The 12,091-nt window shown below is 39.9% G+C and carries 11 protein-coding genes; all 11 read left to right on the plus strand.

Annotated features, from left to right (window positions below; genetic code table 11):
• Positions 1 to 4 precede the first annotated feature (4 nt).
• The 11 genes from rfbD to JCM9140_RS10295 all read left to right on the plus strand — a co-directional run bounded on the left by rfbD (position 5) and on the right by JCM9140_RS10295 (position 12,038).
• Complete coding sequence (rfbD, locus tag JCM9140_RS10250) at positions 5 to 844, plus strand: dTDP-4-dehydrorhamnose reductase (protein ID WP_034745672.1); 840 nt, start codon at positions 5 to 7, stop codon at positions 842 to 844.
• Positions 845 to 949: 105 nt separating this feature from the next.
• Entirely contained in the window at positions 950 to 1,900 is a 951-nt protein-coding gene (locus JCM9140_RS10255) for a glycosyltransferase family 2 protein (protein ID WP_034745675.1), read from the plus strand.
• A 20-nt stretch (positions 1,901 to 1,920) separates the two neighbouring features.
• Positions 1,921 to 2,787 (plus strand): glycosyltransferase family 2 protein, encoded by an 867-nt coding sequence (locus JCM9140_RS10260; protein WP_034745678.1) that lies wholly within the window; start codon positions 1,921 to 1,923, stop codon positions 2,785 to 2,787.
• A gap of 4 nt (positions 2,788 to 2,791) precedes the next feature.
• Positions 2,792 to 4,192, plus strand: coding sequence for an undecaprenyl-phosphate glucose phosphotransferase (locus JCM9140_RS10265; protein WP_034745681.1), 1,401 nt, complete (start codon positions 2,792 to 2,794; stop codon positions 4,190 to 4,192).
• 250 nt (positions 4,193 to 4,442) lie between these two features.
• The gene (locus JCM9140_RS10270; protein WP_034745684.1) at positions 4,443 to 6,104 is read left to right on the plus strand and encodes an S-layer homology domain-containing protein; all 1,662 of its coding nucleotides are present in this window, start codon (positions 4,443 to 4,445) and stop codon (positions 6,102 to 6,104) included.
• 15 nt (positions 6,105 to 6,119) lie between these two features.
• The gene (locus JCM9140_RS23695) at positions 6,120 to 6,263 is read left to right on the plus strand and encodes a hypothetical protein (protein WP_156314845.1); all 144 of its coding nucleotides are present in this window, start codon (positions 6,120 to 6,122) and stop codon (positions 6,261 to 6,263) included.
• Between the two features lie 17 nt (positions 6,264 to 6,280).
• Positions 6,281 to 8,323, plus strand: coding sequence for a hypothetical protein (locus JCM9140_RS10275; protein ID WP_034745686.1), 2,043 nt, complete (start codon positions 6,281 to 6,283; stop codon positions 8,321 to 8,323).
• Positions 8,320 to 9,276: a hypothetical protein gene (locus tag JCM9140_RS10280; protein WP_034745689.1), complete on the plus strand. Its 957-nt coding sequence runs from the start codon at positions 8,320 to 8,322 to the stop codon at positions 9,274 to 9,276. The genes JCM9140_RS10275 and JCM9140_RS10280 overlap by 4 nt, the downstream gene beginning before the upstream one ends.
• A 372-nt stretch (positions 9,277 to 9,648) precedes the next feature.
• Positions 9,649 to 10,260 (plus strand): SLAP domain-containing protein, encoded by a 612-nt coding sequence (locus tag JCM9140_RS10285; RefSeq protein WP_034745692.1) that lies wholly within the window; start codon positions 9,649 to 9,651, stop codon positions 10,258 to 10,260.
• Between the two features lie 27 nt (positions 10,261 to 10,287).
• Positions 10,288 to 10,659, plus strand: coding sequence for a hypothetical protein (locus JCM9140_RS10290; protein ID WP_034745695.1), 372 nt, complete (start codon positions 10,288 to 10,290; stop codon positions 10,657 to 10,659).
• Positions 10,660 to 10,904: 245 nt separating this feature from the next.
• Positions 10,905 to 12,038 (plus strand): TolC family protein, encoded by a 1,134-nt coding sequence (locus JCM9140_RS10295; RefSeq protein WP_034745698.1) that lies wholly within the window; start codon positions 10,905 to 10,907, stop codon positions 12,036 to 12,038.
• Positions 12,039 to 12,091: the final 53 nt, after the last annotated feature.

The following is a 12,091-nucleotide window of genomic DNA, read 5'->3' on the forward strand; positions in this document are numbered from 1 at the left end:
TGCCATGAAAATTCTCATAACAGGTGCCAGTGGTCAGCTAGGGCAGGATGTCACCTTACTAGCGAAAGCACAAGGCCACAATGTATACGCTTTTGGTAAAAATGAGCTTGATGTTACATCATTCGAACAAGTAAATAAGGAAATTAGCACCATTTCCCCAGATGTCATTATCCACTGCGCTGCCTACACGAAAGTTGATTTAGCAGAAACTGAGGTTGAAAAAGCTTATCAAGTCAATGCCAACGGTTCACGAAATATTGCTGTGTGTGCGGAGAAAGTCGGGGCTAAAGTTTGCTATATTAGCACAGATTATGTCTTTGATGGGACAAGCAGTACACCATACCAAGAGTACGATCAAACAAATCCAGTAAGTATTTATGGGAAGTCAAAGCTTGCTGGGGAAGAATTGACAAGAACGCTTTCGTCAAAGTATTTCATTGTACGAACTTCTTGGGTTTTTGGATCGAACGGGCCGAACTTCGTGAAGACGATGCTTCGGTTAAGGAAGGAACGAGAGGAAGTCTCTGTTGTCAATGATCAGTTTGGTGCGCCCACCTATACAAAAGATTTAGCTAGTTTTCTGTTGGAATTAGTCAGTAGTGAGAAGTATGGGGTTTATCATGCTTCTAATTCAGGCCATTGTACGTGGCATGAGTTTGCTGAAGCCATCTTTAAAGAGGCAGAACTCCCAGTTACTGTTAAGCCAATTTCAACAGAACAATTCCCAACTGCTGCGATAAGGCCTAAGGTTTCGCTGCTTGATGATGTTATGATTCGTTCGAATGGGTTTCAACCACTTCGGAATTGGAGAGAGGCATTGAGGGAGTTTTTAATAGAACGATAATATACCAGATGCCGGTAATGCATTTGGTATTTTTTTTACCTTTACCGACTATACATAGTTAGTTAAACTAATAATAGGTTAAATCTTATTAAGGTAGGAATAAAAATGCATAATAAAATAGCTTTACTCTTATCTACGTATAATGGTCAGTCGTATATAAGAGAGCTTTTGAATTCATTACTTATGCAAAGTCATACCCATTTTGTTCTTTTTATTCGGGATGATGGTTCATCTGACGAGACGTGTACAATGATAAATGAATATGCAACGAAACATATAAATGTTGTTTTTGTTAATGAAGATGCAAAGGAAAACGTAGGTGTCTCACATAGCTTCTCAACATTGCTTGAGTACGCTTTAGCAAGAGATGAACAGTTTGGGTACTTTATGTTTGTGGACCAAGATGATGTTTGGTTAGAAGATAAAATCAAACGAACGCTTCTTAAAATGAAAACGTTAGAATCAAAAGCGACATCATCTACTCCAATATTAGTCCACACTGATTTATTTGTTGTGGATGACAAGTTAGAGCCTATTGCTGACTCTTTTTGGAAGTTTCAAAACATTGATCCACAGCGGTCGCAGTTGCATGAGATCATACTGCAAAATGTTGTAACAGGCTGTACGGTTATGGTCAATCGGTCGTTAGTAGAAAAAGCACTTCCGATTCCGAAAGAAGCCATTATGCATGATTGGTGGCTAGCAATGGTTGCCGCTTGTTTTGGAGAAGTTGGTGTCGTGGAGGAGCCGACGATTCATTACCGGCAACATCAGGAAAATGTAGTTGGCGCAAAGAAATTTAAATTAAAACCATTGTTAGATAAAATTAATCAGCAAGTGGTTGGGAAAAAAGTAAAACAAACAAGGGCTTTTCTAGAAAAGTACTCTTTAGATATTTCAAAGAATACGAGGCAAATGCTCGGAGCTTTTATTCGCTTAGAAAGTGCCTCAAGAAGCAAACGTTTGCTTACAATGGTTACGTATCAATTCTATATGAAAGGTCTATCTAGAAACATAGGCCTTATCTATCTATTCCTTATGCGACGAAATTTATAATAGAAATACTGGTGAATTTAATGGATCTTAGCATCATTATCGTCAACTATAATACAAAAAAACTAACGATAGAAGCGATTCAATCCATCTATTCCTCACAAACAAAGTATACATTTGAAATCATATTAGTTGATAATGCTTCGAGTGATGGAACAATAGAAGCCGTGCAAGAACGTTTTCCACAAGTACGATGTATTCAAAATAAGGAGAACGAAGGCTTCTCGAAAGCCAATAATATTGGCTTAAAGGTAGCAAAAGGAAGATATTTGCTTCTTCTGAATTCGGATACGGTTGTTCAAGAGGACACATTTGATGTGATGCTTGAATTTATGGATAACCATCCATCTGTTGGTGCGAGCGGCTGCAAAGTGGTCTTACCTGATGGTTCGTTAGATAAAGCATGCCGCCGTGGTTTTCCGACACCGGCTGCTTCATTCTATTACTTTACGAGACTGGCAAAGCTTTTCCCCAATAGCTCTCGTTTTAACCAGTATCATATGGGGCATTTAGACGAGAATGATGATTATCCAGTTGATTGTCTTGTTGGAGCATTCATGCTTGTAAGGCGAGAAATAATTAACGATGTAGGACTTCTTGATGAAGAGTACTTTATGTATGGTGAGGATATTGATTGGTGCTACCGGATTAAAGAGGCTGGCTGGGACAATTATTATTACCCGAAAACGTCAATTATTCATTATAAGGGTGCAAGTAGCCGCAGAAAGCCACGTAAAATTGTTTATGAATTTCACCGGGCGATGTACTTATTTCATAGGAAGCATTTTCATAAGAAATATAATTTACTAGTAAATGCTACTGTTTATGCAGGGATTGCTGCAAAAGGCGCTCTTGCTTTAGCGATGAACCGATTAAGAAAACAAAGGTGATTATATGATTCGTAAAAACCAGAAATTTTTAACACAACTATACGTCTTATTTGACGTTGCGGTCCTCTTTGTTTCGTTCTTACTTGCTTGGTGGCTGAAGTTTGTCTCGCCATTAGCCGATCAAGTAGGTCATTTATCTATTCAATACTATGGGTTACGAGTTTTGTTTTATGGTGTGATCGCGATTATATTAGGCTATGCATTTGCTCTGTATTCTCCGAAACGAAAGAAAAACTTTTTAACCGAGTTCATGAAGATTGTTCAAGTACATTTGTTTTCGGTAATGCTTTTGTTAAGTATGCTTTTTACATTTAGAGAAATGGATTTATCGAGGGAATTTCTTGTCTATTTCCTTGTCGGAAATGTTATTTTTCTTTCCGTCTATCGTTTTGCGGTGAAAAGTGTTTTAAGAACGTTACGAAAGAAAGGGTACAATAAACAGTTTGTTCTTATTCTTGGAGCAGGTTCGCTTGGAAAGCAATTTTCTGAGAGTCTTAAGAAACAGTCTGATATGGGATTAGAGGTAATTGGTTTTTTAGATGATTATCGTTTGGAAAGTAAGGACGATAATCACAAAATTCTTGGGAAGCTCGATGATTTAGAAAAAGTACTAAATCAACATAGTATGATTGATGAAGTAGTCATTGCACTACCTTTAGATGCGCATAAAAAGTATACGAAGATTATTGATATATGTGAAAAGGTAGGAGTACGAACGTTGATTATTCCAGACTTTTATCATGTTTTGCCTGCACGTCCACAGTTTGACGTACTTGGTGATATTCCGTTAATCAATGTTCGGGATGTTCCGTTAGATGAGCTGAGGAATCGTTTGTTTAAAAGAGGATTTGATGTTGCCTTTTCGTTAACAGTTCTCATCTTCTTCAGTCCACTTTTACTCTTGATCGCGTGTTTAGTGAAATTGACATCGTCAGGACCTGTAATCTTTAAACAGGAAAGAGTAGGATTAAATAGACGAACGTTTTATATGTACAAGTTCCGTTCGATGAAGCATCAACCTGTAACTGAATCAAATACGCAATGGACGACAAATGATGATCCAAGGAAAACGAAATTAGGAACATTTTTAAGGAAAACTAGTCTTGATGAATTGCCTCAGTTCATTAATGTCTTAAAAGGAGACATGAGTGTTGTCGGGCCGAGACCAGAGCGTCCACACTTTGTAAATCAGTTTAAAGAGGAAATTCCTAAATACATGATTAAACATCATGTAAGACCAGGGATTACAGGTTGGGCTCAAGTAAATGGGTTAAGAGGAGATACGTCTATTCTCGACCGAATTAATTGTGATATATTTTATATTGAGAATTGGACGTTTGTCTTAGATATCAAGATTATCTTTAAGACTATTATTAATGGGTTTATTAATAAGAATGCGTATTAGTTTCTATTCAAAGTGGTTCCACTTCACTAAAATTGGTAAAAGGCTTAAATTAGATACCTTTATAAGGCCATTGAGGGGTAAATCTTAATGGCCTTTTCATCGTATTTCAGTAAAAATAAGTAAATAACCAATAACATTTTCCCCACTCTCTTGATACAATAAAGATACATAAGAACAGAAGATTACGTATTAGTGATTTGAAAGCTTCATATATTTATAACAACATACTTTCCAGCAAAGGAGAATCATAATGAACAAGCCCCCGAGAAAAAAATACAAACAATTCCTAGCAACGATGACGTCGGCTTCAGTCGTTGCTTCAACGGTTTTCGTTGCTGTTCCATCTGATACAGCCCTCGCCCAGACACAATTCTCCGACATCAGTGAAGCGCGGGAAAGCTATCAAGCCATTCATGAACTTGTTAGTTTAGGAGTGATTACGGGGTATCCTGATGGAACGTTTCGTCCACGTGTTGAAATTACTCGTCAGCAAGCAGCTGTTATGTTTACAAGAGCCTTTAACTTAGATACGAGGAATGTAAAGGATCCAGGCTTCCAAGATATTGCTCTTTCCCATCAATACTATAATGAAATTGCCGCAGCGGTAGAGGCTGGTTTCTTTAATCGTGGTGGTCAGTTTAATCCTGGTGGGAGTTTCACTCGTGCGCAGGCAGCAACCGTTATCGCTCGGGCCTTTAATTTGACGGGCAACGCGCCTTATCCGTTCTCTGACAATGCAGGCTCACATACGAGCAATGTTTCGTTAATGGCTAATTTAGGGCTTATTAATGGTTATTCAGATGGAACATTTCGTCCGAATCAACCATTATATCGTGAGCATTTTGCGATGTTGATGCACCGAACGATTGAGGAAGTTGGTTTGCCTGAGCCTAGTAAGCAAGCTTCCATCTTTTCGATTGAGTTAGATCAAAATGCCAATCACTCGCTTTATCTTTCTGGGCAGACAGAAGGACTAAGGGAAGTGGTTATTCGTGTGTATCGACAGGATCATCGTGCTGGTCAGCCTCTTGTTGAAGAGGTTGTCTCAGTAGATCGTGCTGGTCGGTTTGAACTCGTAACGGATCCACTTGAATTAGGTACGTACGTCATTGTCGTTGACGGAGAGGGTGTTCAGGCGGAGGAACGGACGTATGAACTGTCTAATGAGTTGTTAGGGAGACCTGGGGAAGTGACGAATCATAACCAACCTTCCTCACGCTCGCTCGGATTGGGAACCCCTTTAAATGAAGTGTTTCGTTTTCAAGTGACAGCTGGTGAGGAAGAGATTCAACTCCGTTCCACTCAGCTTCGTCAACTCGGTACCGCTCATGCACGTGATCATATTGAAGAAGTGTATTTATTAGATGAAAACGGAATGGTGATTACGGTCGGAACGGTGAATCAAGATAATGTTGTTCGCTTAAGCCGCTCTGTGCGTATTCCAGAACATACAACGAAAGAATTTACGGTCGCCGTTAGTTTAGAAGCCCATTCGTCAGCCATTACGGCTACCGTTCAATTTGCGATTGAAAGTGTTGATGCGTTTACAGCGAATACGAAATTAAATGGAAGTTTTCCGATTGTCGGTAACTCGTTCTCGATTGTTCATAGTAACGTTGGTACATTAGAAGTTCGTGGCAGTAATAGACGGGTGGATGTCGAAGTCGGTGATACACAGGAAGAGCTGGGTGAGTTTACGTTACAGCCTTCAGGAGAAGGAGTTCGCCTTGAGAAAGTGATCATTTATGGGGGCAACTTTGACGTTGATTCATTTGCAAATCTATACTTATATCGCAGCAATGGTGGAACGCGCATTCCTGTTCAAGGGTTCGCTGACCGTGAAAAAGTTGTCTTTGATCTGAAAGAGGAAGAGATTGAGATTGATCGGTCACGGCTGAAACGTTTGCGTTAAGGGGAGATCCGACAGATGCGCAAAGTTTTAGTCGCTTTGAAATTGAAGAGGCGTATGACATTGTCGCGAAAGGAAAAAATAGCGGTCATAATGTTCGTGCGAGCTTACGAACAAATGAGAATGAACGAAGTGTTTTTCTATCAAATTCGTTTGATGTAACGTCTGGAAATAGCCGTTTGACGATTAGCTCGAGTACACCGCGGCAAGGTCAATCAGTTGTCGCAACATCAAGTGCACCAGGGGTTGTTCGTGAATATGATTTAGTTGCACCTGGCGAGGACATGACGATTACAAATATGAAGGTTGATCTTAATGTAAAAGGTGGCTATGACATAAGTGATCTCATTACGGCGGTTGAGATTTATAATCCTAAAAACAACATGATTATTGGTTCTGAAACGATAAGCAACGTCTCAGGGGATACATTCACACTCGATTTTGATCGGGTTAACTGGTATGTAGAACGTGGAGCGAAAGAAACCATCCAGCTCCGCGTTCGTTCTACAAGAAACGAGACGTTCGCTGATGCAGAAATAGATGCCAGGCTTTCGTTTGTCGAATTTGATTTAGAAGAAACACGTGAACGAAACCGCACCATGTTGGACTCTGCTTTACCGAGTTCTCCTCAATACAAACGTCTTATTGCGGGTGGATTGTGGAAAGTCGATCGTGTTCCTGCTTCCGAACGAATTTATGCGTATTCCATCAGTGATACGCTTCGCCAAGCTCCTCTTGGTGCTTTCCGATTAGAGGCAGAACATGAGGAAATGCGTGTCGATGAAATAGTCGTGTCAGCGGCTGATATTAATAATAGTTTGTTATCAGCAGAAGGAATGAACGGTCGGTTAGATAATTTGTTAGCTGCACCGAATTTGTATGAAGTTGGCAGTAATACCCCTGTTGCGGCAGGAACATTTAGTCGAGATGGTTCAGAAATTGAGTTTGATTTTGATCGTAACTATACGATTAAACCAGGACTTCAAAACCGGAAATCATACTATATTCGTGCCGATATTTTGTCAACAGGAATGAGTAGCGCAACTGATTTATCGAAAACGTTAAACTTACATGTAAGTGATATCGATGCGCGTGGAAACGATTCAAATGTTCGTCTCTCTCTTGATCGGCCGTTTACTGATACGGTTGAACCGACTGGGACTGGTGGAAATCGCTTAGCTGGTTTGAATTATCGTGATACTTCAGCGTTTGTTAGTCTTCAACATTCTAGTAACCGGACGGCACCGAATACATCAAACCAACGTATTTTTACGTTTACGATTGAAAATATGAGCACGATTGGGCTTCGTGGCCATGATCTTTTTGTGGAACAAATTCCAGTTTATAATCAGTTTGATTGGGGAAGCGATGTCCGTGATTTTGATTTAGCTGAGTTTACTGTTCGTGATGACCGGAACCAACGCTATCAGCCAGTGACTCTTGATGTAAGCAACAATCGAGTTGTGGAGCATGGAGACCGTCATTTCCGAGGATACGCTCCAAATAGTCTATCGTCTCCGTTTGTCTTTACTAGTCTAGGTTCTCAAAATGTTAGGAGTAGTAGTGTGAGAAGTTTGGCTGAAAGTGCCGAAATTGAAAAGATTGTTGAGCCAAGTGTGACGGTTTTAACCGAAGTGGATGGCCAACATGTCACGATTAGCGGTGAAGTTTCAGGAGAGATAGAGAAGGTACGAATACAAGTAAGCGAGGCTAATATTAATAGAGAAGTAGATGTTATTGATGGCAAGTACTCCGCTTACTTTGATGGATTATCGGAAGGTAGCTATGAGGTTAGAGTCTCAGCACTAGATGTAGTTGAGATTGATGGAGAAGGGCAATTTGACATCGGTGAACCGTTAGTCAAAGATCTTCAAGTGAGCAAAGATGGCCAAAATCTGACGGTAAATGGTAGAACAGAAGGCTTAAACCGTGTGATGGCTCAGATTGAGTTTGATCCAAATCTAGATGATACGATTCGTGAGGCGTTTCATGACGTATGGAAAAAAGAGGTGGATGTGAGGAGAGACAGATTTTCTGTTGACTTTACCGATCTGCCGCCAGGTGACCATGAAGTGTCTGTAACGGGGATCGATTTTTCTTCAGGAGATCAATATGGTGAGAGAGAAGTATCAACCTTTACAATCGCTCAGCCAACCATCTCTCATCTAACACCGAGGTTCAAGACGGAACAGTCACTGTTTCAGGTGAAGCGAGTGATGTGAATCGCGTTCGTGTGAAGGTGGAAGAAGATGATGTTGAAAGCTCAGAAGTAGCGGCTTCTTCTACTGGCTATTCAGAAGTGGTCAATGTGTCAAACGGCAACTTTACAGCGACGTTCAATGATTTGGCTGAAGGAAGTTTTGTCGCAACCGTGATCCCACTTGCTGGACCAGTAGGGCATGAGGTGGATCTAGTATCTTTTGGTTCATCCAATTGGTCTAATTCATTTGACGTACCTGATCAATCATCAGAGCCTGAAGAACCAACGGACGGTGGTTCTGTAAATGATGGAGAAGATGAGAATGAAGAAGGGTCAAATCCGATCACCATTGACGATGCTTTTGTTGATTGGTCGATTACAGCGATCACTGGTGGAGTTGTAATGGAGGCAGAACTAGACGCTGAAGCGATTGATGTTGTTAAGGAAATCCAGATCAATTTTGACTTAGAAGGTGGATCTCAGGAGGAAGTGACGTTGACTAAACCTTTAGAGGAAAGTGATGGGAATGCTTATCGTCGTGCGATTGACTTACCAGCTGGCATTCATGAGTATACCATTTCAGCCCTAAATGGTAGTGGTGACGTTGTCGGTGAGGTAAAGGCCGGAAGCGTCACCGTTTCAGTCCTACCACGTTGGCAGCAGCAGCCAGGTTATCTTTATGTGCAATCTGGTTCATCAGGAAGAACGGAAACCGAATTATTTACGGTAGTCGGAAACTTTAGTTATAGTCGTCTTCCAGTTGATAGCCTCGGTCGCACTCAATCAGGAGATAGAGTGAATGTATTTGATGGATCCATGATTCGTTTTGACCTTGATCGTCATCGGATGAGTGATTTCCGTATCGTTTCAAGACAATCCCTACTTGAAACAAATGGAAACCCAGCCTCACACCATTATATCACTCCTTTTGTTGAAAATTACCAAGGAGCAGAAATAACCGTACCAATTCGATAAATAAATAGAGAAGAGCTGCTTGACAAAAAGGTTCTAATCAAATGGAAATCCGAATGATTCAACATCGTTCGGATTTTTCTGGAACCAGCTTACACAACTTAGTATATTTTCATCTTTATGGGGTGAAGCGCTGATTTTTGCGCTTCATGGATGACTGCGGGAGGAAGGCAGGGGTGAGACCCCACTGTGCGTCAGCACGTGGAGGCTCAACCAGCCGCCCTTAGAAAGGGAAGTGTATGTCCGAAGTGACGACTTGGATCAACATCCAGCCTCTCTGTGCTTATAATTTCCAATAAAATAAGACTGCTTCTCTCTTTTCTATCAGTTATACGTTTGGTATAGTAGATAAAGAAATGGAAGGGGGAGCAATTCATGACTATGTACGAAACGGGAAAATACAAAACGATTTTTACTGATGAACATATGAAACTAGTACCATTACAAGAAGTTCGGAAAATAAATGAAATGATAACAGGTGTTAGCTTACCAGAAGGTGAAGCGGGCATCATTGGGTTAGACTTGCAAGTACAAGAAGGTGGCTTGCTCGTATTTGCCTTGTTGTTTAATACAACACAAGAGAGTGTAGAGGACAAGCATTTAGAGTTTCAACTATACGATGTGAACGACGAAATGGTTGCAGGCGGGTATATGGCTAAAGCCAATCTACCAGAACTAAAACCAAACGAAGTTCATTTTTGGTATTTCTTCTTCCCAAATGAATCATTTATGGCACAGAAGGTGGATCTTGCAGCATGGCGCTTGAGTATCCAAGGGAAATCGGTGCCTTATGAAGAAGGGAAAGAGATTGAAACGACAAGACAATACAGTTTCTATCAAATTATGCAGAATCAAGTTACACCAAAAATGGAAGATCATTTAAACCGAGTGTCGATTTCACTTGGAAAAACAGAGACGGTTTACAAGAGTGCATTTGACTTGCAAGAAGAGGAAGAAGACGAGATTCGATTATCGGATAAGGACTGATAACTACACCAAGGAGGAACACATACGATGAAAGTAGCAAAGCGTGGATTGGTTTTTGTATTGATTCTTATGTTTGTTGCCGTTATAGCCGCTTGTTCAGATGAAGAAACAGTTGAACAAGAGGTTATTGAGGAGTATCCTTACGTGGATCAAGAATTAACAACACAAATTTTAGAAGACGGAAATGTCGATGATGCAATCGTTCATTTAATGAATGAAGAGTATTTGCTTGTAACTTTTGTAGGGAATGGTGAGCTTGTTGAAGAAGATGCAGAGGGTCTTTTCGATGAGTATACACCAATTTTAAAGGAAAAATATCCTTACCACTATGTTGATTTAGAAGTATTACAAGATAATGATGTAATTTTAGAAATACAATTGTTTCCAAATGAAGAGTAATCAGATACGATAAGAGTTAGTTGGGAATAGTAGTTTTTTTCTCGCTAATTCTTTTTTGGTTCTCTCAATGTAACGAAAAAAGTTATTTTATTGGTTTCAATTTCAATTCTATAATTTGGTCGAATTCACAATTCTATCATTGACGCCAAATTTATCTAAGTTTATAATAAATACAAGAACCGACCAGTCAGTCAGTTTTGATCGTACATAAAATTAGGAGAATATAAGCTAGAAAGGAAGTAACTATGAGCAAAACAAAGAAGTACTCAACCATTGGTACAGTCATGCTTGCGGGTGTTCTTATTGCGGCTCCACTAAGTTCATTCGCTGAACAGTTGTATAACCGATTAACCGTTCAAGATGCGGTTGATATTATGAAAGAAAATGACCTTCAAACGGAGATTACGTTAGAAGATGATGATTTAGACAGATGGAGAACAGCGTTTACGCCAGCACCTGGTTATACACCGCCAGCAGGAAATCAAAATGCGAGCTCATGGCCAGCCGCTTATCGTACTCATGTTGAACCGTTAAAGAGACAAGCAAACGATCAGCAAGACGATTATCAAATTTTAAGTGGCGAATTGCAACGTGAATCAGCTTCTTATGCGCAGCTATTTAATTATTGGCTGTTAGAGCGACAAATGGAAGTAAACGAAACGAATTTAGAGTTAGCTAAGCGTGACTTGAGAAATACACGTACGCAGCATCAACAAGGTCAAGTCTCACAAAATGATGTCGTTCAAGCAGAAATCGGTGTCAACTCGGCTCAAGTTTCTTTTGATGAATCGAAACAAAACTTTGATCAATTGAAATACCAAATCAACCAAAAACTTGATCAAAGCATTCCAGCTGATATTGAAATCATGGTACCAGAACTAACGTTCATTCCACAAGGTGAGCTAAATGCTGATGCTGTTAAACAAAAAATATTTAATAACCATGGATCACTAGGATTCACGAAGAAAATGTTAGAAGCATATACAAAAGGACATGAAGTCGTAACTGGTGACAACTTTGTCGTAGGAAACGATACATTGCCAGTCTACCTTGAAAGAGAAGTAGGTTATTGGAATTTACAACTACGCCAACAACGTCAAAACTTAGAAATTCTAGCTTATAGCTTTACCGATAATCTAAAACGTTTAGAAAATACGATTCGCTTGCATGAAGAAAATGTTAAGCAAGGGGAAAAGCTGTATGCAGCGGCAAATCGTTCATTCGAACAGGGCATGTCAACATTCTCAGACGTAGAAGATGCGCGTTTAAACTTATTAAACACAAACATGCAACTAGCATCAGCCCAAAAAGACTATATGGAAGCTAAAGAAGAATTTAGATTATTCCAAGAAGGCCACGTTCCAAGCCAAGGATTTTAAGATATAGAAAAAAAGGTCGTAGTCTGACCTTTTTTTACTATATTGGTGCAATG

The organism is Halalkalibacter wakoensis JCM 9140 (genome assembly GCF_000513095.1).
In the GTDB taxonomy this organism is placed as follows: Bacteria; Bacillota; Bacilli; order Bacillales; family Bacillaceae_D; genus Halalkalibacter; species Halalkalibacter wakoensis.